At 53.1% G+C, this 21,013-nt stretch carries 21 protein-coding genes; 7 read left to right on the top strand and 14 right to left on the bottom strand.

The window, feature by feature from the left end; all coding sequences use genetic code 11:
- Positions 1-114: 114 nt before the first annotated feature.
- Genes JQR90_RS07415 through sdhC form a run of 4 tightly spaced genes read right to left on the bottom strand, consistent with a single transcriptional unit; the run spans position 115 to position 3,355 of the window.
- Complete coding sequence (locus JQR90_RS07415; RefSeq protein ID WP_010797804.1) at positions 115-819, bottom strand: succinate dehydrogenase iron-sulfur subunit; 705 nt, start codon at positions 817-819, stop codon at positions 115-117.
- Positions 820-830: 11 nt separating this feature from the next.
- Entirely contained in the window at positions 831-2,603 is a 1,773-nt protein-coding gene (gene sdhA / locus JQR90_RS07410) for a succinate dehydrogenase flavoprotein subunit (protein ID WP_074827374.1), read from the bottom strand.
- Between the two features lie 3 nt (positions 2,604-2,606).
- The gene (sdhD, locus tag JQR90_RS07405; RefSeq protein ID WP_010797802.1) at positions 2,607-2,975 is read right to left on the bottom strand and encodes a succinate dehydrogenase, hydrophobic membrane anchor protein; all 369 of its coding nucleotides are present in this window, start codon (positions 2,973-2,975) and stop codon (positions 2,607-2,609) included.
- A complete protein-coding gene (gene sdhC / locus JQR90_RS07400) occupies positions 2,969-3,355 on the bottom strand; it encodes a succinate dehydrogenase, cytochrome b556 subunit (RefSeq protein WP_010797801.1) in 387 nt (128 codons plus the stop codon). The genes sdhD and sdhC overlap by 7 nt, the downstream gene beginning before the upstream one ends.
- Before the next feature lie 340 nt (positions 3,356-3,695).
- Here sdhC and gltA point away from each other — a divergent pair, with 340 nt between their 5' ends.
- On the top strand, positions 3,696-4,979 hold the full coding sequence (gene gltA / locus JQR90_RS07395; protein ID WP_434140685.1) for a citrate synthase: 1,284 nt from the start codon (positions 3,696-3,698) through the stop codon (positions 4,977-4,979).
- A 96-nt stretch (positions 4,980-5,075) separates the two neighbouring features.
- Here the strand turns inward: gltA and JQR90_RS07390 are convergent, their stop codons facing one another.
- From JQR90_RS07390 to ppsA, 9 genes are all read right to left on the bottom strand, one after another.
- On the bottom strand, positions 5,076-6,131 hold the full coding sequence (locus JQR90_RS07390) for an OmpA family protein (protein ID WP_074827376.1): 1,056 nt from the start codon (positions 6,129-6,131) through the stop codon (positions 5,076-5,078).
- Positions 6,132-6,235: 104 nt separating this feature from the next.
- Entirely contained in the window at positions 6,236-6,820 is a 585-nt protein-coding gene (gene sigX / locus JQR90_RS07385; protein WP_019365377.1) for an RNA polymerase sigma factor SigX, read from the bottom strand.
- Positions 6,821-6,899: 79 nt separating this feature from the next.
- The gene (locus JQR90_RS07380; RefSeq protein ID WP_434140684.1) at positions 6,900-7,724 is read right to left on the bottom strand and encodes a mechanosensitive ion channel family protein; all 825 of its coding nucleotides are present in this window, start codon (positions 7,722-7,724) and stop codon (positions 6,900-6,902) included.
- Between the two features lie 2 nt (positions 7,725-7,726).
- The gene (locus JQR90_RS07375; protein ID WP_434140682.1) at positions 7,727-7,975 is read right to left on the bottom strand and encodes a CrfX protein; all 249 of its coding nucleotides are present in this window, start codon (positions 7,973-7,975) and stop codon (positions 7,727-7,729) included.
- Between the two features lie 55 nt (positions 7,976-8,030).
- Entirely contained in the window at positions 8,031-9,032 is a 1,002-nt protein-coding gene (locus JQR90_RS07370; protein WP_434140681.1) for a zinc transporter ZntB, read from the bottom strand.
- A gap of 20 nt (positions 9,033-9,052) precedes the next feature.
- Complete coding sequence (rraA, locus tag JQR90_RS07365; protein ID WP_074827384.1) at positions 9,053-9,544, bottom strand: ribonuclease E activity regulator RraA; 492 nt, start codon at positions 9,542-9,544, stop codon at positions 9,053-9,055.
- 20 nt (positions 9,545-9,564) lie between these two features.
- Positions 9,565-9,864: a Rieske (2Fe-2S) protein gene (locus tag JQR90_RS07360; protein ID WP_010797793.1), complete on the bottom strand. Its 300-nt coding sequence runs from the start codon at positions 9,862-9,864 to the stop codon at positions 9,565-9,567.
- 58 nt (positions 9,865-9,922) lie between these two features.
- The gene (locus JQR90_RS07355; protein ID WP_434140679.1) at positions 9,923-10,891 is read right to left on the bottom strand and encodes an alpha/beta fold hydrolase; all 969 of its coding nucleotides are present in this window, start codon (positions 10,889-10,891) and stop codon (positions 9,923-9,925) included.
- A gap of 55 nt (positions 10,892-10,946) precedes the next feature.
- Positions 10,947-13,316, bottom strand: coding sequence for a phosphoenolpyruvate synthase (gene ppsA / locus JQR90_RS07350; protein WP_434140677.1), 2,370 nt, complete (start codon positions 13,314-13,316; stop codon positions 10,947-10,949).
- A gap of 206 nt (positions 13,317-13,522) precedes the next feature.
- Between ppsA and ppsR the strand changes: the two genes are divergently transcribed.
- The 6 genes from ppsR to JQR90_RS07320 all read left to right on the top strand — a co-directional run bounded on the left by ppsR (position 13,523) and on the right by JQR90_RS07320 (position 19,580).
- Complete coding sequence (ppsR, locus tag JQR90_RS07345) at positions 13,523-14,341, top strand: posphoenolpyruvate synthetase regulatory kinase/phosphorylase PpsR (RefSeq protein ID WP_010797790.1); 819 nt, start codon at positions 13,523-13,525, stop codon at positions 14,339-14,341.
- Between the two features lie 119 nt (positions 14,342-14,460).
- Positions 14,461-14,982, top strand: coding sequence for an ATP-dependent zinc protease family protein (locus JQR90_RS07340; protein ID WP_051370192.1), 522 nt, complete (start codon positions 14,461-14,463; stop codon positions 14,980-14,982).
- 16 nt (positions 14,983-14,998) lie between these two features.
- A complete protein-coding gene (locus JQR90_RS07335; protein ID WP_434140676.1) occupies positions 14,999-16,534 on the top strand; it encodes an inactive transglutaminase family protein in 1,536 nt (511 codons plus the stop codon).
- 1 nt (position 16,535) lies between these two features.
- Positions 16,536-17,528 carry an alpha-L-glutamate ligase-like protein gene (locus tag JQR90_RS07330; RefSeq protein ID WP_404627706.1) on the top strand — a complete coding sequence of 331 codons (993 nt, stop codon included), beginning with the start codon at positions 16,536-16,538 and terminating at the stop codon, positions 17,526-17,528.
- Between the two features lie 4 nt (positions 17,529-17,532).
- Positions 17,533-18,936, top strand: coding sequence for an aminodeoxychorismate synthase component I (pabB, locus tag JQR90_RS07325; RefSeq protein ID WP_434140674.1), 1,404 nt, complete (start codon positions 17,533-17,535; stop codon positions 18,934-18,936).
- 23 nt (positions 18,937-18,959) lie between these two features.
- The gene (locus JQR90_RS07320; protein WP_010797785.1) at positions 18,960-19,580 is read left to right on the top strand and encodes a phosphoadenosine phosphosulfate reductase family protein; all 621 of its coding nucleotides are present in this window, start codon (positions 18,960-18,962) and stop codon (positions 19,578-19,580) included.
- 51 nt (positions 19,581-19,631) lie between these two features.
- On the opposite strand, the gene JQR90_RS07315 is transcribed toward JQR90_RS07320, so the two are convergent.
- A complete protein-coding gene (locus tag JQR90_RS07315) occupies positions 19,632-20,927 on the bottom strand; it encodes an MFS transporter (RefSeq protein ID WP_150347701.1) in 1,296 nt (431 codons plus the stop codon).
- Positions 20,928-21,013: the final 86 nt, after the last annotated feature.

Below are 21,013 nucleotides of genomic sequence, written 5' to 3'. Positions count from 1 at the left end.
CACCAGCCCGGTTGCCCCTAATATGTATTCAATCAACCGGCAGAGCCTACGCCTTGCAGGTCGCTTTAGAGCACCGACAAAGGATTCTGTTCCTTTGTCGGTGCAAATCGCTAATTAAGTACCGCTCTGAAGCAGCATGCTACGCACATGACCAATTGCTTTCGTTGGGTTCAACCCCTTCGGACATACCGTCACGCAGTTCATAATCGAACGGCAACGGAAGACACTGAAGGGATCGTCCATGGCGGCAAGACGCTCCTGAGTATGCGTATCACGGCTGTCAGCCAGGAAACGATAGGCTTGCAGCAGCGCAGCAGGGCCCAGGAACTTGTCAGGGTTCCACCAGAACGACGGGCAAGACGTAGAACAGCAGGCGCACAGGATGCACTCGTACAACCCATCAAGCTTTTCGCGCTCTTCAGGTGTTTGCAGCCGCTCGATAGCTGGCGCAGGCGTCTCGTTTTGCAGATAGGGCTGCACCTTCTCGTACTGCTTATAGAAGATGCTCATATCGACCACGAGGTCACGGATGACAGGCAGACCCGGTAAAGGACGAACAACCAGCTTGTTACCTTTTACAACGCTTGAAAGCGGTGTAATACATGCCAAGCCATTCTGGCCATTGATATTCATACCATCGGAGCCGCAAACACCCTCGCGGCAAGAGCGACGGTAAGAGAACGTAACATCCTGTTCTTTGATCAAGGCCAGGATGTCAAGAACCATCAGATCCTTACCACCGGTCTCGATCTGAAATTCCTGCATGAAAGGAAGTTCATCCTTTTCAGGGTTGTAGCGGTAAACACTGACTTGCAACATAACGGCAAACCTCAGTATGTACGAACTTTAGGTTCGAACGTAGGAACTGTCTTCGGAGAGAAATTGACAGCGCGCTTGGTAACACGCTTGTCTTCTGGGAAGTACAAGGTATGGCAGAGCCAGTTCTCGTCGTCCCGCTCTTCAAAATCTTCGCGAGCATGCGCTCCACGACTTTCCTTGCGGGTTTCCGCTGCAATAGCAGTGGCTTCAGCAACTTCCAAAAGGTTCTGTAGCTCGAGTGCCTCGATACGGGCCGTGTTGAATGCCTGGCTCTTGTCTGCAATCTTCACGTTGGCGATTCGCTCGCGCAGCTCGGAAAGCTGTGCGATACCCTTCTGCATGTACTCGCCCGTACGGAATACACCGAAGTAGTTCTGCATGCAGCTCTGAAGCTCTTTGCGCAGAGGCGCTACGTCTTCTCCAGTGCTGCGTTCGTTGACACCAGAAATGCGAGCCAGGGAGTGCTCGATATCACTGGCGCTGGCGTCGCGATGCTCAACACCTTCCTTCAATGCTTTTTCCAAATGCAGACCCGCTGCGCGACCAAAGACAACAAGGTCAAGCAGAGAGTTGCCACCCAGACGGTTTGCACCATGAACCGACACACAGGCTACCTCGCCCACGGCGAAAAGCCCTTCAATGATCTTATCATTGCCATCGGTATCCTGAGTGATCGCTTGTCCATGAATATTGGTAGCGATACCACCCATCATGTAATGGCAGGTCGGAATAACAGGAATAGGTGCCTTGACCGGATCAACATGCGCGAATGTTTTGGACAACTCGCAAATGCCTGGCAAACGGCCGTGAAGCACTTCTTCACCTAGGTGATCCAGCTTCAACAGTACATGGTCGGCGTCTGGGCCACAGCCATTGCCTGCAATGATCTCTTTGATCATGGACCGAGCAACAACGTCTCGTCCAGCCAGGTCTTTGGCATTAGGCGCATAACGCTCCATGAAGCGCTCGCCATGCTTGTTGATGAGGTAACCACCCTCACCACGGCAACCTTCGGTTACCAGGACGCCCGCACCGGCAATACCGGTTGGGTGGAACTGCCACATTTCAATGTCTTGAACAGGCACACCTGCACGCAATGCCATACCGATACCATCGCCGGTATTGATCAGCGCGTTGGTAGTAGAAGCGTAAATACGTCCAGCACCGCCGGTGGCCAGAACAGTGGCTTTCGAACGAATGTAAACGGTCTCACCCGTTTCGATGCAAACTGCAATGATCCCAACGATGGATCCATCCTGGTTTTTTACCAGATCGACTGCATACCACTCATTCAAGAAGACTGTATTGTTCTTCAGATTGTTTTGATAAAGGGTATGCAACAGCGCATGACCGGTACGGTCAGCCGCAGCACACGTACGCGCCGCCTGGCCGCCTTTACCATAGTCCTTGGACTGCCCACCGAATGGGCGCTGATAGATACGGCCTGTTTCAGTACGGGAGAACGGGAGGCCCATGTGTTCCAGTTCGAAAACCGCTTCGGGACCCACAGAGCACATGTACTCGATGGCATCTTGGTCGCCAATGTAGTCCGACCCCTTTACAGTGTCGTACATATGCCAGCGCCAATCGTCATTCGGGTCAGCCGATGCGATGGCACAGGTAATACCGCCCTGAGCGGATACGGTATGGGAACGAGTAGGGAAAACCTTAGTAACAACAGCTGTCTTGTGACCTGACTGGGCCAACTGCAGCGCTGCACGCATGCCTGCGCCGCCGCCACCTACGATGATGGCGTCAAAAGAAAGAGTACGAATACTGGACATGACTCACACACCCCAAAGAATCTGTACGCCCCACACAAAGAAGGCGAACATGGCAACACCACACACAGCCTGGAACAGGAAACGCACTGTCGTGGCGCCCTTACCCAAGGCCATAGGGGTCAGATAATCGGTAGAGATGGTCCACATGCCTACCCAGGCATGAACCCCAACCGAAACCAAGGCGAGCAAGCTGAAGATGCGCATCCAGCCGTTGCTATACAGCCCATGCCATTGCTCAAACGACATATCGGGGTGAAGCACGACATATCCAAGTAAGAAAAGCGTATAAATCGCAAGAATTACTGCGGATACGCGCTGAGCCATCCAGTCATAGAGACCTGAGCGCGAGAAGTTAGTGACGCTAGTTACCATATCCAGACCCCCACCAGAACGATCAGCACCGCAGATACAATCAATACGATCTGAGAGCCCAATTTGCCGCCTTGCAATGTTTCACCGGCACCCATGTCCATAATCAAATGGCGCACGCCTGCTACTAGGTGGTACAGCAATGCGGACAGCACGGCCCAGATCACGAGCTTGACCAACGGATACGCCAGGAACGCTTTCACACGAGCAAATCCATCCTCAGAACTCAGCGACAAGTCGAGCCCATAAAGCAGCGCAGCAAGGCCGATGAAGAGGATAACGCCGGAAATTCGGTGAAGGATCGAGGTGTAAGCTGTGATAGGGAGTTTTATGGTCCTGAGGTCTAGATTTACAGGTCGTTTACTATTCACGGCTTCTTTCACACTGAGAGCCCAAAGTTGCCGGGCTAGTTATTGGGAATTGCTTTAATAGACATCCATTACTGGATTGACAACCGCGCTGGAGAGGCACACAGCCTGAGGCGGTCGGCCATGAAGTATAGACAGTTAGGCTGCTCATGACAACGCACCAATTCCATACAAATAGACTAATGTCGCTGCCCTAAACGACGCTCAATAGTGTAAGTTATGAGCACGTTTGAAACCTAAGTAATAATTGGCGCAATATGTTCGTAAATTGACTTTCAAATGATTGCCTCTATAGTGGCCCTGGCCCTGCGTGGGGGTTGTATAAATGATTTCAAGCATAAATAAGGAGGCCTTAATGGCTGACAAGAAAGCGCAGCTAATCATTGAGGGCGCAGACCCGGTACAGCTGCCCGTAATGTCTGGAACCCTCGGACCTGATGTGGTCGATGTTCGTAATCTTACGAACGCTGGCGTTTTCACGTTCGATCCAGGCTTTATGTCGACGGCCTCCTGTGAATCGAAAATCACCTACATCGATGGTGACAATGGGATCCTCTTGCACCGCGGCTATCCCATCGAACAACTGGCAGAAAAGTCCGATTACCTTGAGACTTGTTACCTTTTACTAAAAGGTGAATTGCCTAACGAAGAACAAAAGCAGAACTTTGTAAGCATCATCAAGAACCACACCATGGTTCATGAACAGCTCAAGACGTTCTTCAATGGCTTTCGTCGTGACGCTCACCCAATGGCCATCATGTGTGGCGTAGTAGGCGCACTTTCCGCCTTCTATCATGACTCCCTGGATATCCAGGACCCGCATCATCGTGAAATTTCGGCCATGCGCCTGATTGCCAAGATGCCAACCCTGGCCGCCATGGTTTACAAGTACTCCATGGGCCAGCCAATGATGTATCCCGATAATCGCCTGGGATACGCAGAAAACTTCCTTCACATGATGTTCAATACACCTTGCGAAATTAAGCCGGTCAGCCCGGTTCTCGCAAAGGCAATGGACAAAATCTTTATTCTGCATGCCGACCACGAGCAAAACGCTTCCACCTCGACAGTTCGGCTGGCAGGCTCCTCGGGTGCAAACCCATTCGCCTGCATCGCAGCCGGTATTGCAGCGCTTTGGGGCCCCGCTCACGGCGGAGCAAACGAAGCAGTATTGCGAATGCTGGATGAGATTGGCGATGTCAGCAATATTGATAAGTTCGTCGCCAAGGCCAAGGATAAAAACGATCCATTCAAGCTAATGGGCTTTGGCCATCGCGTTTACAAGAACTTTGACCCTCGCGCCAAAGTTATGAAACAGACATGCGATGAAGTTCTTGCTGAACTTGGCATTAATGATCCTCAGCTTGAACTTGCCATGCAATTGGAAGAACTTGCGCGCAAAGATCCTTACTTCATTGAAAGAAATCTTTACCCCAACGTCGACTTCTATTCAGGAATTATCCTAAAAGCAATCGGCATACCCACCAGTATGTTTACTGTGATCTTCGCCCTGGCCAGAACAGTAGGCTGGATCTCTCACTGGCAAGAAATGCTTTCCAGCCCCTATAAGATTGGTCGTCCTCGCCAACTTTATACCGGCCCAACCAAGCGCGATATTAATCCGATTAATAATCGTTAATAAAAAGCCCCGACAGGGGCTTTTTTATTGCCTTAATAAGCCCAAATTAAAAAGCCCGCATCTTACGATGCGGGCTTTTTACTAGACAGTAACTAATTACTGCTTAGCTTGAGCTTCAACTTCAGCTTCTACGCGACGGTTAACGGCACGGCCAGCTTCAGTGGAGTTGTCAGCTACAGGACGGCTCTCGCCGTAACCTACAGCATTTACACGATTGCCAGAAACACCATACTGGTTAACCAGAACGTTACGAACTGCGTTTGCGCGACGCTCAGACAGACGCTGGTTGTAAGCATCAGTACCAACAGAGTCAGTGTGACCTTCTACAGTAGTAGAAGTCTGCGGATACTGCTGCATGAAGTCAGCCAGGTTCTTGATATCGCCATAGCTCTCAGGCTTCACAACAGCCTTGTCAAAGTCGAACTTCACGTCCAGCTCAACGCGAACAACTTCTGCAACAGCCGGGCAACCGTTGGCATCAACAGTTACGTTAGCCGGAGTGTTCGGGCACTGATCGACGTTATCGCAAACGCCATCGTTGTCAGAATCGGTGCACACATCAGCAACCGGCTCCGGTGCTGGTGCAGCTTCCTGACGACGGGAAGAACCACCGAAGTTCACACCCACACCTACGACAGCAGACCATTCACCCTGGTCATCATCGATGTTGTAGTTGCCTTCCAGGCCACCGCGAGCGTACAGGTTCTCGGTGAAGTAGTACTTCAGGCCCGCACCTACGTTTGCGAACGTAGTGTGGTTGCGGCCGTGATGGTCAGCATGCGCATCAGTCAGGGACTGGTGAGCGAAACCGCCAGAAACGTAAGGACGCAGACCTACACCAGGAGTACCCCAGTGGTAGTAGGCATCAAGGGCAGCCAGGCTACCGTGAATCTTTTTGTGACCTTCATCGTGGTCGCCACGTACGTCGTGGTACTCACCATAGGACAGCGCCAGCTCGACGTCGTCAGTCAGGAAGTAACCCACCGAACCGCCATACAGGTTGGCATTGCTCATGTCACGCTGGCTGTCGGTGAAGTAGCGCTTGCCAAACAGCTCGCCCTCTACTGCGCCTTGACCCTGAGCCATGGCGCTCAGAGAAGAAGCGGCGACCAGGGAGCCAATGACGACGCCTAAGGTGCTCTTCAATTTCATCCTATGTATCCCCATCTTAATGATATTAGTGTTCCGGCAATCTCCGGAGGCTTTGACAACAAGTTATTCAGAAGTTCATAAAAAACAGTGGACTATGGTGTTACCTAGCCCTCAACTTCTGCTGCGAACTTGTCACGCAGCTTATCCAGTGCCCGCTTATAACGCATCTTGGTCGCACTGAGCCCCATGTGCATGATGTCTGCAATTTCCTGGAACTCGAGCTCCGCCACAAAGCGTAACACCAGAATTTCTCGATCAATCTGATTCACATGGGCTAGCCAGCGATCCAGACCACCCCGCTCTTCCAACTTTGGCGCTTTTTCATCCGAAGCTTCTTCGATCGGCTCCAGACTCAAAGCATCTACCAGACGACGCTTACGACGCTCCTTCCGGTATTGGGTAATGCACTCATTGTACGTAATGCTATAGAGCCAGGTCTTAAACTTTGACTTGCCCTCAAAGTTCTTAAGTCCATACAGCACCTTCAGCATGACCTCCTGACAGACATCATCTGCATCTCGGTCGTTCCCCAGATAGCGTGCGCATACATTGAACAGCGTACGTTGATACCGCCGCATCAGTTCTTCGTAGGCACGCGTCACATGGAACAACTCGGTATGTGCGCGCTGCACCAGCTCCTCATCAGTGAGCTGGCGGGGGTCATAGGCTGTAGACAAGGTTTCGTTCAAAGCGGACGGTGCCGGACTGCCGTTCAGTGGGCGGCATGATATCCGTCTCACAGCTCGCTGTCGGCAACTTTTTCACTTGTTAGCGAGCCTTTACACGCTGATCAAGAAGGCGCTTGTTTGAAACCGATATCAATTCATCGTCCGTGGTAAGCAGCAACGTTTTCACCGTACCGATCTCTTCGATAACGCCTTCAACCTCATCGATTTGTACGACTTGCCCGACCTCGAAAATTTCTCGCACATAGATTCCAGCCAGGATCTGAGCGACCAGGTCGCGACTGCCCAACCCCAACGCCAATGCGGCTGCCAGACCAAGTGATGCCAACACGATTGCAATAACGGTATTGAGTAGCTCAGTCTTTATCTCAAGCTGCCCGATGGCTACAGAAATGCTGATGATAATGACCAGCGCCTGGGCAACGCGCCCAAGGCCTGCGGAATAATCCAGCCCAACACCTTCAGCCGCGCCATGCACGATTCCATTGACCAGCTGCGCCAGCAGCACGCCTATGACTAGAACCAGAGCAGCGCCAAACACTTTGGGCAAGTACAAGGCCATGACATCAAGCGTAGACGAAACGCGCTGCAGGCCAAGCGACTCTGCAGCCGATACCAGAAAAACCAGCAGAATGAACCAGTAGACGATGCGACCGATCAATGTACTGACAGGAATCTTGATCCCAACCCGGGCCAACATCTTGGTAAGACCAGTCCCGGTCATCAATCTGTCCAGGCCTAGCTTGGCCAAGAGCTTGGAAAGAAGATGATCAAGCAGCTTCGCAAAAAAGAATCCAAGAATAACAACCAGCAAAGCACCCAGAAGATTGGGAATGAAGCCTGCCACCTTGCTCCATAGGGTTGTCATCGCGGACAGGAGGCTTTGCGTCCAGATATCAAATTCCATGATTACTCGGCTTGTTTGTTAGAAGAACGGGAGCTACGAGAAGAGCCACGTACAGGCTTGACGTGCCCCGAGCCATTATTGATAGCCATGAGGACGGCGGATCCCCAACGCCCCATCAGCCCGAACAGATCACCTGCACCCACCTGCCGATTGGCAGTCTTCAGGACGCGATCCAGTCTGTCGTAATCCGTCGGAGCCTCGGCTCCCGACTTGAGCATATCTTTTAATGATTCTTCGAAAGGATCTGACATAGCGCACCCCTCGCCACTTTCATGCTAGACGGTCGTCCAAAACAGCAAGTCACACTTACAACCACCGCAACCGCCTGAAGAGCCACCACTGAAAGATAGCAATAAGCAGGATGGCACCGCATGCCACAACAAAGCCCATCGAGAATGTCGACCCGGGAATGCCGCCCACATTCATACCAAGCAGACCCGTTACAAAGCTCATGGGCAGGAAGAATCCGGTAATGATGGCAAGCAGATACATGGTCCGATTGGTCCGCTCAGCCACACTGCGCTGCTCGACCTCCTGCAAGAAGCTGACTCGCTCTCGCATAAGCTCAAGCTCCTCCAGATTCCGCGTCAGGCTATTATGAAGCTCACTCCAGTACTCGGCCTCTCCTCCGGCTACCAGCCAGGCTGGTTTCTGGCGCGACAGATCGAAGTAAATGTCGCGCTGAGGAGCCAGATAACGCTTGAGGCTAGCGACGCGCTTGCGCAGACCCAGGATCAGGCTGTGCTCGGGCAGGTTTGTTTCATCTTCTTCTACCCGTTCCTCCATTTCATCGAGCTGTTCAGCAAGCTCAACGACCAGCGTATCGACCCGGCTTGTCATGTAAGTAGCCAGTTGAAGGATAAGCGACCGCGTGTTTTCAGCCCCTATTCCCTCCTCGAGATCCTCTTGGATTTCAGCTGCCGCCTTGAGGGGACGCAAGCGAAGAGAAATAACGCGCTGGGCATCCACATAAACACGCAGCGATACCATATCCTCGGGAACAGCGTTGGGGTTCAGGTTCACGCCGCGTAGAAACAGGAGAAGGCTCTCGCCGATCAAGGGAACGATACGAGGACGGGTGGCCTCTTCCAGAAGAAGATCACAGGCAAACTCATTGAGTCCGCTGGACTGACGAAGCCACTGCTGGGCCTCAGGTACACTTCGGTCCCAATGCAACCACAGGGTTTCGTCGAGCTGCAGGTCAAGAATATCGAGCTCGTTGCGCTGAATCCGGCGGGCACCACCTCGTCCATTCAATACATAGCCATATACGAGGCCGCGTTCGTTACCGCTTTCGTAATCCTGCATTCCAGATTCTCGTTACTCTTTCATTCGCCTGGCATCTCAAGCCGCTGCGAGGAGACGATAATGCCGTTGTTATCAGCGTACAGATAATGGCCAACTTCAAAAGTGACCCCGCCAAACACAAGGGGTATATCGCGCTGCCCTACTCCACGCTTTTCGGATTTTCTGGGATGCGAAGCCAGTGCTTGGATACCTAGGTTGGTCTCAGCCAGTACATCCACATCCCGGACGCATCCGTAAATCACGATACCAGCCCATCCATTGGCTGCTGCTTTTTCAGCCAGCATATCGCCCAGAAGCGCACAGCGCATGGACCCACCGCCGTCCACGACCATGACCTTTCCCGAACCGTCTTCCTCGACCCGCTCCTTTACATACGAATTATCTTCAAAACATTTGATGGTGACAATTTGCCCACCAAACGAGTCGCAGCCACCAAAATTACTAAACAATGGCTCTACCACTTGTATCAGGTCGGGATAGGCATCACAGAGATCAGGTGTGACGTAGCGCATATGAGGCCTCTCTCGAGACGTTAAAGGTCGATACCGATACGATCCCGCTCATAGGCAGGATTGAGCAATTTCAACTCAGGACAGTTGGCGTTGACTGCCTTGCCTGTGTGCACATCGAACTCAAAGCCATGCCTGGGACATCGTATCGAGTCCGAGGTTAAGGCGCCCTGAAACAGTGAAGCGCCCTGATGGGGACACCTGTCTTCAAAAAGGATATGTTTGCCCTCGATGACCATCAGTACGATTGGCAACCCCTTGATCAGGAAGCGCTGACGATATCCTTCCTCAAGATTCAATAACCTTTCAAGCGGCACGAACATGGGCTCTCCTAACGATATCGCCCGCTGCGCATTGGGCTCCTGAGTGAATCCAGGGCTACTATTCAGTCAGTTCGATACTAGGTGCAACATCCTGCTTTTGTGAAGCTTTTTCGATACTGGTCAGCCATTCTGAAATTAGCCCGCTAAAGTGCCGATGTGCTTCCCGTGCCATGAAAGGCGAGGCATGACTCATACCGTTTTCGCGGGAAAGAAGCTGACCTAGAGAGATGAAATCCTTATACTGCCCTCCGAAACGGTCAAACAGCATTCGGCACGCCTCAGCGCTCACCAGTGGGTCATTGGCAGCTGCCAGTCCCAGTACAGGTATTGAGAGCGAAGACAATCGCGTTAGCAGCCGGTCCCGCTCGGAGCGACTACTGCCCAGTGCACGCTCATCCTGAAGTGCCTTTAGCAGCACCTTTGGCTCATCCTCAGGACCAACGCCTACTCCATGGCCGGAAATAGTCGAGCGCATTTTTTCCCGCCACGACAGCAGCCCCCACAGACGGTCGGACGTGGCAACGCCCAACAAGCCCAGCGACTTGACTGAGCGCTCGGCCAGCCATTCGTTGAGAACGCTCAAAACAACCGCAAGCCCGCCCTGCCCGTGCCCTATCCAGTGACCTGGCAACCCCGATTGCTCCTCTACAAAGGCTGCAATTGCTGGAAGGTCATAGCGTGCATAGTCAGATAATTGATTGCTCACATACTCCAGGTTGCGTGGTGAGCAGCCATGACCGCGCATCTCGGCAATCCAGACGTCGAATCCGGCATCGACAAGCTCGACACCCAGCCCTGTACCGCTCGCGGAATACCACGTAAAACGATTACCAAAGGCACCATGAACGAGGATAACGGGAGGTCTGTAGGGCGCTTGCCGGTTCAGCCGCCCAAGGCGTGTCAGAGACAGCTCAACACTAAGGTCTGAGCTATTGTTGGGCTTGAGAAGGTACACATCTTCGGTTAAGTCCCCGTATAACTCGGCGCGCACGAGCGCAACAGGGAAAAGCTGGCTACTGCTTTGCATAATTACCGTTACATAAAAAGGCGGGGTTACCCCCGCCTGTGAATGACGCGCTATTTTAAGCCTGTCCCTCGGCCAAGAAGAACCATGTATCAAGCACGGAATCCGGATTGAGCGATACGCTTTCGATTCCCTGATCCATCAGCCACTTGGCCAGGTCAGGATGATCGGACGGGCCCTGACCGCAAATACCAATGTATTTACCGGCCTTGTTACAAGCCGCGATGGCCTGAGTCAGGAGCTTCTTGACGGCTGGATTACGCTCATCGAAAAGATGAGCAATGATGCCAGAATCACGATCCAGGCCCAGCGTCAATTGAGTCATGTCATTAGAGCCGATGGAGAAACCATCGAAATACTCAAGGAACTCTTCAGCCAGAAGCGCATTGGAAGGCAGCTCGCACATCATGATCACGCGCAGGCCATTTTCGCCACGCTTGAGCCCGTAGGTCCCCAACAGATCAACTACTTGGGAGGCCTCTTCAAGAGTACGAACGAAAGGAACCATAAGCTCGACATTGGTCAGACCCATTTCGTTACGCACTTTTTTCATGGCACGGCATTCAAGCTCGAAGCAGTCGCGGAAAGACTCGCTGATATAGCGAGAAGCACCACGGAACCCGAGCATCGGGTTTTCTTCTTCAGGCTCGTACAGTTTGCCACCAATGAGGTTGGCGTACTCGTTGGATTTGAAGTCGGACAGGCGGACAATGACCTTTTTGGGCCAGAACGCTGCAGCCAGCGTGCTAACACCCTCGACCAGCTTTTCGACGTAAAAGCCTACCGGATCGCTATAGCCAGCCGTACGCTTGTCGACGCTTTCCTTGATATCCAGCGGCAGACTGTCGTAATTGAGTAGCGCCTTGGGATGCACGCCGATCATGCGATTGATGATGAACTCAAGGCGCGCCAGTCCAACGCCTGCATTGGGCAATTGGGCGAAGTCGAATGCTCGATCTGGATTTCCTACATTCATCATGATTTTGAATGGCAGATCAGGCATGGCATCTACCGAGCTTTGACGGACGTCGAAGCTCAATTCACCTTCGTAGATCAGGCCCGCGTCACCCTCTGCGCATGAGACGGTTACGACCTGCCCATCACTAAGGCGCTCGGTTGCATTGCCACACCCCACTACAGCTGGAATACCCAGCTCACGAGCGATGATTGCTGCGTGACACGTCCGGCCGCCGCGGTTGGTGACGATAGCGCTGGCGCGCTTCATGACCGGCTCCCAGTCGGGATCGGTCATATCGGAAACCAAGACATCGCCCGGCATGACGCGATCCATTTCGGAAACATCACGGATGACCTTGACCGGGCCTGCACCGATACGCTGGCCGATCGCACGCCCTTCAACAATGACCTGCCCCTTTTCCTTGAGCAGGTAGCGCTCCATTACTGTTGCACTGGCACGGCTCTTGACGGTCTCGGGGCGCGCCTGAACGATATAGAGCTTGCCATCATCTCCATCCTTGGCCCACTCGATATCCATCGGGCGACCATAATGCTTTTCAATGATGAGTGCCTGCTTGGCAAGCTCGGTGACCTCATCATCGGTAATGCTGAAGCGTGCACGCTCGGCAGCCTCAACATCGACGGTTTTGACAGAGCGCCCCGCCTTGGCTTCCTCGCCATAAATCATCTTGATAGCCTTGCTACCCAGATTACGGCGAAGGATTGCAGGCCGCCCCGCCTCCAGCGTGGACTTGTGTACGTAGAATTCATCAGGGTTGACGGCACCCTGGACAACGGTCTCACCCAGGCCATAAGCACCTGTGATAAAGACCACATCCCGGAAACCCGACTCGGTGTCCAGTGTAAACATCACGCCTGCCGCCCCTGTTTCGGAGCGAACCATGCGCTGCACCCCAGCCGATAGCGCGACGAGCTTGTGATCGAAGCCCTGGTGTACGCGGTAAGCAATGGCCCGGTCGTTGAACAGCGATGCAAAGACCTCTTTGGCCGCTCGGATGACGTTGTCTACACCGCGTATATTCAGGAACGTTTCCTGCTGACCGGCAAAGGAGGCATCCGGCAGGTCTTCTGCCGTAGCGGAAGACCGCACGGCAACCGCCAGATTGTCATTTCCTGCCGACAGCTGTGCGAAGGCCGTTCTGATCTCAGTATCCAGACGAGCCGGAAATTCGGCGTCCATGATCCACTGCCGGATTTCGGCGCCTGTTTTAGCCAACGCGGTAACATCGTCGACATCTAACGCGTCCAGAGCGGCATGGATACGGTCATTAAGCCCGCTTTGCTCAAGGAAGTCCCGATAGGCCTGTGCAGTAGTAGCAAAACCGCCAGGAACCGAAACACCCGCACCCGCCAGATTGCTGATCATCTCGCCAAGGGATGCGTTTTTGCCGCCCACTTGCTCAACATCGTGCACCCCGAGTTTATCCAGGGAAACTACGTACTCGTCCAAGGTGATCTCTCCATATTTGTATTTGTGGGAAAGCTCGTACGCAACTGGCACGTTCACACTGGGTCTTTATTCCAGAATCAGTAGAATTCGTTTTATCGACTGGCTACAGGCGCCAAGTACTTTTAAAAAAGTGCCAGTCTTCCAGCAGCCTTTACGAAGCACCTTACGATAAAATCAAAAACCACTGTCTCGGGAGTTTCACCCTGATGAAACGAACCGCCTTCTTTATTTCCGACGGTACCGGCATTACTGCCGAAACCCTCGGCCAAAGCTTACTCGCTCAATTCGAGAACATCAGCTTTACAAAACTGACCCGGCCCTATATCGACACCGTGGAAAAAGCCCGGGCCATGGTACAGCAAATCAACAACGCCGCCGTGTCAGACGGTGCGCGCCCCATTATTTTCGACACCATCGTTAATCGGGAAATACGCGCGATTCTCGACCAGTCGAATGGGTTCATGATTGACATCTTTTCCACTTTTTTATCCCCGCTTGAGCAGGAGTTGTGTGCTGAATCGTCATATTCGGTCGGTAAATCACACTCCATGATGCATAACGCCAATTATATGCAACGTATCGAGGCCGTGAATTTTGCTCTGGAAAACGACGACGGCGCGCGTACGCAACACTACGACAAGGCTGATTTGATTTTGGTCGGTGTCTCCCGGTGCGGCAAAACGCCCACCTGCCTTTATATGGCGCTCCAGTTTGGAATTCGAGCAGCGAACTATCCTTTAACCGAGGAGGACATGGAGCGCTTGCAACTGCCTGCCTCGCTCAAGGCACAAAAGAACAAACTGTTTGGTCTGACAATCGACCCTGACCGCCTATCGGCGATTCGGCACGAGCGCCGGCCCAATAGCCGATATGCCAGTTTTGCCCAGTGCGAGTTTGAGGTCCGGGAAGTAGAAAGCCTGTTCCGACGTGAAAATCTTCCGTCTATTAATTCAACCCATTTCTCTGTTGAAGAGATCGCCGCCAAGATTCTGGTAGAGAAAGGTGTTGAGCGCCGCCTAAAGTGATACGTCGCGGCAGGCTTCACTGGTTTAGAAAGGGGCCCATGCTAGAATGTGCCCTTTTGACTGACGCACTGTGCCGGAAGCCATCCTCCGCTGGCACATGCCTGGCCTGCACTAGCTTGATGAAATCTTTAATTTATCTACTGTTTAGCGTGCCCCTGCTATGGAGCACCCTGTGCTTTTCAAGCGAGAAGCGAACGTATGGCCTGCATGAAAATGTGTATCTGCCGGAGCTAAATTTACACCTTAAAGCAAAGCTTGATACGGGTGCAGAAACCGCCTCCTTGAGTGCACACCGCATCCATCTATTTACCCGTAGCGGGGAGCGCTGGGTGCGCTTTTCTCTGGCTATTGATCAGGCCCATGACATTACGCTGGAGCGCCCTCTGCTTCGTGTAAGCCATATCAAGCGGCGGCATGCAGACCACACACCAGGGGTCGAACCCAAGATGCATACCAGTCGTCCCGTTATTCCAATGGTTATCTGCATGGGAAATGAGAGGCATACGATTGAGGTTAATCTTACGAACCGTAGCCACTTTGACTTTCCCTTGCTGATTGGCAGCAAGGCACTCAGGCGCTATGACGCCTTGATTGACGTCTCCCGCTCTTATCTGGCCGGTACTCCGGCATGCCCTATTTGAAAGTCGAGTAACCTGCATGCGCTCCATTAATTTGCATCTGAAGATTCTTATCACCGTTCTGGTTCTACTTGGCGTATCCATTACCGCCTACCAGATCTTTGGGCTGGGCATTCCGATCACTCAGGATGAAACGGATGAGTTATGGAGCATTGATGCCAAGGTTACGTTTACTGCCACACCCCACGTGCCCGTCAAAGTACAATTGTTCGTTCCACCCTTGACGCAAGGCTACGTCAGCCTTAACGAGAGCTTTGTCTCCAATAACTACGGCGTTAACGTCAGCCGCATAGAGGGTAACCGGCAGCTGACCTGGTCTGCGCGACGTGCCAAAGGCGACCAGACCCTGTATTACCGTCTGGTTATGACCAAGCGTTTTGGAAGTGACAAGCCACGTGAAGAAAAAGGCCCGGTTACTCGAGACCCTATTGTTCTGCCGGAAGGTCCTGAGCGCCTGGCTGCTGAAGCCTTGATCGCGCCTATCCGTCAACATTCAGCCGATGTGGAAACATTCATCAGCGAAGCCATCAGGCGCGTCAATAACGTCAATGACGACAACGTAAAGTTGTTACTCAATGGCGATACCAGCATCACCAAGCGGGCACAGACCATCGATCTGCTGGTGTCGCTGGCACGTGTACCCCTGGAAAAGGTTCACACCCTGCGCCTTGTCGCCCACATTCAGCAAAATCCGGAACTCTGGCTGCGTAGCTATAACGGCAAGGACTGGATCTATTTCAATCCTGAAACAGGCGAGCGCGGTCTACCGTCCGATCGCATGATCTGGTGGAGCGGTGACGGTCAACTGCTGAACCTCGATGGCGGTCGTAAAGCGAATGTGACGTTCACGCTGGACAGCAGCCAGATGAATGCCATTCGCCTGGCTCAGCTCACCAATTCGAGTGTGGAGACGGCCTTCATGGATTATTCCCTGTACGGCCTGCCCCTCCAGACCCAGCAGACCTACCAGACGATGATCATGATCCCGCTTGGCGTGCTCGTGATTCTCATACTGCGAAATCTTATAGGCCTGCAGACATTGGGAACCTTTACACCGGTTCTGATTGCACTGGCTTTCCGGGAAACCGGCCTGCAGTGGGGCATCGGTCTGTTCACCGTGATCACTGCACTGGGCCTTTCCCTGCGTTCCTACCTGGAACACCTCCGCTTGCAGATGCTGCCTCGACTGTCGGTTGTACTGACGTTCGTCGTACTCATGATTGCCGCCATCAGCCTGTTCAGTCACAAACTGGGATTTGAAAACGGCCTTTCGGTTGCGCTCTTCCCAATGGTTATTCTGACCATGACCATTGAGCGACTCTCGATAACCTGGGAGGAGCGTGGCGCCAACCATGCTCTCAAGGTCGCCATCGGCACGTTGTTCGCCGGCTCGCTGGCTTATCTTCTGATGAAAATCCCACCGCTGGTGTATTTCGTATTTACGTTCCCGGCCGTCCTGTTGATTCTGGTGGGCTTCATGCTGGCAATGGGTCGTTATCGCGGTTATCGCCTGACGGAACTGGTTCGCTTCAAGGCCCTGCTGAAGGAAGACTGACATGTTCGGTTTGATCAAAACATGGAAGGCCCTTTCGGCTCGAGGGATCATGGGTATCAACCGGCGTAATGCCGATTATGTACTCAAGTACAACAAGCGCAGCCTGTACCCGGTCGTGGATGACAAAATCCTGACCAAGCAGCGAGCAATCGAGGCAGGCATCCATGTGCCGGATTTATACGGGATCATCTCGACAGAGCACGACATCGGGAAGATCGATACGATTATTGAGAACCATCAGGATTTCGTTGTTAAACCCGCACAGGGGGCTGGTGGCGATGGCATTCTGGTCATTGCCGACCGCTTTGAGGGGCGATTGAAAACAGTCTCCGGCAAGATGGTTAGCCGTTCGGACATGGAATATCACATCTCCAGCATCCTCTCGGGTCTCTATTCACTCGGTGGCCATAGAGATCGAGTACTCATCGAGTACCGGGTCATCCCTGATGAGCTGTTTCGCAATATCAGCTATGAAGGTGTTCCGGACATTCGAATTATCGTCTTGATGGGCTACCCCGTAATGGCCATGTTACGTCTACCTACACGTCAATCCGGAGGCAAGGCTAACCTGCACCAGGGTGCGATTGGTGTCGGAGTGGACCTGGCAACCGGACTTACGCTACGTGGCACCTGGCTTAACGCCAAGATCGAAAAGCACCCGGATACCGCCCATCCTGTAGACGGCGTACAGCTGCCGGACTGGGACGGATTCATGCGCTTGGCGGCTTCCTGTTATGAATTGTCCGGGCTGGGTTACATTGGTGTTGACATGGTGCTCGACAAAGATAAAGGACCTCTGATTCTTGAGCTCAATGCACGGCCTGGCCTGAATATTCAGATTGCCAATGACAGCGGACTTACCTTGCGAGCTCAGGCAGTAGAGGCTCGTCTCGCCGAAATGCAGGCCCAGGGTATCGTTGAAACAGCGGAAGAGCGTGTAGCCTTTTCTCAACGATTATTCGGTCATGTCTCCTCATCTACCATAACTCGCTGAACACATGCTCACCTGCACACTTTATCCGCTTGACTACCAAGCAGATCCCGGTGATTTCTTCGAGCGCATCCGTAATGCGGAGGGTGCTATTCTGCTGGACTCTGGCAGACCAACGGCCACACGTGGACGATATGACCTGCTTAGTGCCTGGCCGCTGGAGCAGCTCACCCCTTTAGCGGAGGAATCAGGGCATTCGTTTTTCGCTCGGCTTCGTCACGCACTCGGCAAGCTCGGAGCGGCGCAGCTTCCCACCGAAGTAGATCTGCCCTTTGCAGGTGGCGTGATGGGCTATCTGAGCTATGATTTTGGTCGCCAGCTGGAGCGTCTACCAGCTCAGGCCCAGGATGATCTGAGGTTGCCTGAGGCCAGACTGGGCCTGTATGGCTGGGCATTGATTAGCGATCATGAGCGACAGACCAGCCAGCTAGTATTTCATCCGGTACTGAATGCCGCTGAACGCTCGCGTCTGATTGATCTTTTCACGAGCCCGGTTACTCCAAGCCAGGATCAAATTTTTTACCTGAAAACCCCATTCCAGGCGAATGTGACTAAAGAGCGCTATCGCGAACAAATCGAGCGAACCCAGGCTTATATAAACGCCGGGGACTGTTATCAGATCAACTTCACACAGCGCTTTCAGGCGCCCTGCTCTGGATCGGACTGGCAAGCCTACCGCACCTTGCGAGCCGCCTGCCCTACGCCTTTTTCCGGTTATCTGCCCATCCAGGGCGGTGCCATCCTCAGCCACTCACCTGAACGCTTCATTCAGGTGCATGACGGTCGGGTGGAAACACGCCCCATCAAAGGGACGCGACCACGCAGCCTGGACCCCGTACGAGACGCCGCCCTGGCGGATGAACTGCTGGCCAGTCCAAAAGATCGTGCCGAAAATGTAATGATCGTTGATCTTTTGCGTAATGACCTGGGACGCAGCTGCCAAATAGGCTCGGTCAAAGTCCCTGAGCTGTTTACACTGGAGAGCTATCCAAACGTGCATCACTTGGTGAGCAGTGTGACGGGTGAGCTTGCATCCGGTTGCGATGTATTCGATCTGCTGGCCGGAAGCTTTCCAGGCGGCTCAATTACCGGAGCCCCCAAGATTCGGGCAATGGAAATTATCGATGAGCTGGAGCCGACTCGCCGCTCCATCTACTGTGGCTCCCTGCTCTATATCGACGTGCGGGGCGAGATGGACAGCTCCATCGCTATTCGCAGTGTATTGATCAAGGACGGGATGGCCAGCTGCTGGGGCGGCGGTGCAATCGTCAGGGACTCAGAATGGCAAGACGAGTATGAGGAATCTATTGCCAAGGTACGAGTGTTATTGAACACCCTTGAGATGCATAGCCTGACGGATGCCGCTACGTCGTGCAGCCCAGACGGGGCTTTGTTACCATGTTCGTCTTGACTTATTAGCGTTGGAGCCTTGCCATGTCACTTGATCTGGACCGCATCAATGCCGAATTCGCCAATCAGCCTGAGCAGCTTGTTGCCTGGGCATTGGGTCTTGGCAAGCCGGCTATCTGCACGACCAATTTTCGTCCGTTTGAAGCGGTCATTCTTCACATGGTAACGCGCGTAAAGCCCGACATCCCTGTGGTATGGATGGACAATGGCTATAATACCGAGGCGACTTATCGCTTCGCCGATGAGGTCGCCCGCGCACTTAATCTCAACTTGATCACTTATCTACCCAAGCGCTCGCGGGCCCATCGCGAAGCTATTGAAGGTCCTGTGCCTGGTTTAGACGATCCACGCCATGAGGCCTTTACCGAAGAAGTCAAACTTGAGCCGTTTACCCGCGCACTGCGGGAAATGGCACCCAGCGTATGGTTTACCGCATTGCGTGCAAGCGATACTGCAGTACGTGCCCAAATGCAGCCGGTCAGCATCAACCAGGATGGCCTGATCAAGGTTGCCCCCCTGCTGAACTGGACCTCTAAAGACCTGTATCAATATCTGGTGGAGCACAATCTGCCAAACAACTTCGATTACTTCGACCCCACCAAGGGCGAAGAAAACCGTGAGTGCGGCTTGCATATCCAGCACTGATAAAGCAAAGAGCCACTCATCAAGAGTGGCTTTTTTTATGCAGCCTGCCGCTCAGGAAGATGGGGCAGTCTTGAGCGCAAGGCGCCGTTCCAGCTGGTTATACACGACCCATGTCATCAAAAGACCTATGCAAAGTACTCCTGCCAGGAAGTACAAACCGGACGATAATGTCCCGGTATAGGTTTTAAGTGCGCCAATACCAAATGGTCCGATATAACCTCCCAGGTTCCCCACCGAATTGATCAGCGCAATGGCAGCGGCGGCACTGGCACCCGAGAAAAAGCGGCCTGGTAGCGCCCAGAAGATTGCAGTGCAGGAAAACAGGCTGAAGGCCGCCAGACACAAAGCCCCCAATTGCAGTGCTGGTGCACTTAGGTAAGCACTGAAGAAGAAGCCTATGGCACCTAGCGCATACAGGACCGCCAGATGACCATAACGATCATTCAGGCGATCTGAACTGCGAGGAATAACCAAAAGACCAATAATGCCAAAGAGATAAGGAACGGACGAGACAAAGCCGGTCATGATGTCACTTCCGCCAAACTGATGAATCAGCGTCGGCAGCCACAAGCCCAGGCCGTAAATACTCAAGGTCACCGGCAGATAGAAGAGTGCCAGTAGCAGGACGCGCTTGTCCTTGAGTGCATGCAGTGGATTGCCATGACGTGTCTGGCCATATTCCTGCAAATCCTTTTCAAGTTCGTTTGCCAACCAGCGTTTCTCATCAGCCGATAGCCATTTCACCTTTGCCGGACCATCTGGCAGAAAACGCAAGGTTGGCCATGCGAGCAATACTGCAGGCGTACCGATAAGAATGAACAGCCACTGCCAGCCATGCAGACCCATTATGCCTTCCATGCCTAGCAAGGCGCCCGAGAGCGGACCAGTCACCATCATGGCAATGGGTTGCGACAGGATGAAAAATCCCAGGATCTTGCCGCGGTGACGTATGGGATACCACTGCGTGATGTAGTACAGCACCCCAGGAAAGAATCCCGCCTCCGCAATACCAAGTAGAAACCGCATTACATAGAAGCTGGTTGGCCCCTGGATGAAGGCCATGCCAATCGTAATGGCACCCCAGGTAATGAGGATCCGTGCAAACCAGCGGCGCGCTCCAAAGCGAGTCAGGAACAGATTGCTTGGCACTTCGAACAGGAAATATCCGATAAAGAACAGTCCTGCCCCCATCCCATAAGCCGCATCGCTGATGCCGATATCTGCCCCCATATGCAACTTGGCAAACCCGACAGCGGAACGGTCCACGTAGGCTACAAGGTACAGCAGGATAAGGAAGGGAATAAGTTTGAGTGTGATGAGGCGGATCAGCCGCATTTCTGGGCTCATAGCCAAGTCTCCGATTGTTTTTGTTATGTACGGCTTGAGCATAGCAGCCGCACTGGTGATATGGACTATAAAGTAATACTTTTTAC

The organism is Pseudomonas sp. JZ114 (assembly GCF_051027705.1).
GTDB lineage: Bacteria > Pseudomonadota > Gammaproteobacteria > Pseudomonadales > Pseudomonadaceae > Chryseomonas > Chryseomonas luteola.
Note: the sequence above shows the minus strand (reverse complement) of the source record. Positions and strands in the feature narration are given on the sequence as shown.

Bases quoted from the DNA above. Each gene is read 5' to 3' on its own strand.
- JQR90_RS07415 (WP_010797804.1), bottom strand. From the start codon at position 819: ATGTTGCAAGTCAGTGTTTACCGCTACAACCCTGAAAAGGATGAACTT.
- sdhA (WP_074827374.1), bottom strand. From the start codon at position 2,603: ATGTCCAGTATTCGTACTCTTTCTTTTGACGCCATCATCGTAGGTGGC.
- sdhD (WP_010797802.1), bottom strand. From the start codon at position 2,975: ATGGTAACTAGCGTCACTAACTTCTCGCGCTCAGGTCTCTATGACTGG.
- gltA (WP_434140685.1), top strand. From the start codon at position 3,696: ATGGCTGACAAGAAAGCGCAGCTAATCATTGAGGGCGCAGACCCGGTA.
- JQR90_RS07390 (WP_074827376.1), bottom strand. From the start codon at position 6,131: ATGAAATTGAAGAGCACCTTAGGCGTCGTCATTGGCTCCCTGGTCGCC.
- JQR90_RS07380 (WP_434140684.1), bottom strand. From the start codon at position 7,724: ATGGAATTTGATATCTGGACGCAAAGCCTCCTGTCCGCGATGACAACC.
- JQR90_RS07375 (WP_434140682.1), bottom strand. From the start codon at position 7,975: ATGTCAGATCCTTTCGAAGAATCATTAAAAGATATGCTCAAGTCGGGA.
- JQR90_RS07370 (WP_434140681.1), bottom strand. From the start codon at position 9,032: ATGCAGGATTACGAAAGCGGTAACGAACGCGGCCTCGTATATGGCTAT.
- rraA (WP_074827384.1), bottom strand. From the start codon at position 9,544: ATGCGCTACGTCACACCTGATCTCTGTGATGCCTATCCCGACCTGATA.
- JQR90_RS07360 (WP_010797793.1), bottom strand. From the start codon at position 9,864: ATGTTCGTGCCGCTTGAAAGGTTATTGAATCTTGAGGAAGGATATCGT.
- JQR90_RS07355 (WP_434140679.1), bottom strand. From the start codon at position 10,891: ATGCAAAGCAGTAGCCAGCTTTTCCCTGTTGCGCTCGTGCGCGCCGAG.
- ppsR (WP_010797790.1), top strand. From the start codon at position 13,523: ATGAAACGAACCGCCTTCTTTATTTCCGACGGTACCGGCATTACTGCC.
- JQR90_RS07340 (WP_051370192.1), top strand. From the start codon at position 14,461: ATGAAATCTTTAATTTATCTACTGTTTAGCGTGCCCCTGCTATGGAGC.
- JQR90_RS07335 (WP_434140676.1), top strand. From the start codon at position 14,999: ATGCGCTCCATTAATTTGCATCTGAAGATTCTTATCACCGTTCTGGTT.
- JQR90_RS07330 (WP_404627706.1), top strand. From the start codon at position 16,536: ATGTTCGGTTTGATCAAAACATGGAAGGCCCTTTCGGCTCGAGGGATC.
- pabB (WP_434140674.1), top strand. From the start codon at position 17,533: ATGCTCACCTGCACACTTTATCCGCTTGACTACCAAGCAGATCCCGGT.
- JQR90_RS07320 (WP_010797785.1), top strand. From the start codon at position 18,960: ATGTCACTTGATCTGGACCGCATCAATGCCGAATTCGCCAATCAGCCT.
- JQR90_RS07315 (WP_150347701.1), bottom strand. From the start codon at position 20,927: ATGAGCCCAGAAATGCGGCTGATCCGCCTCATCACACTCAAACTTATT.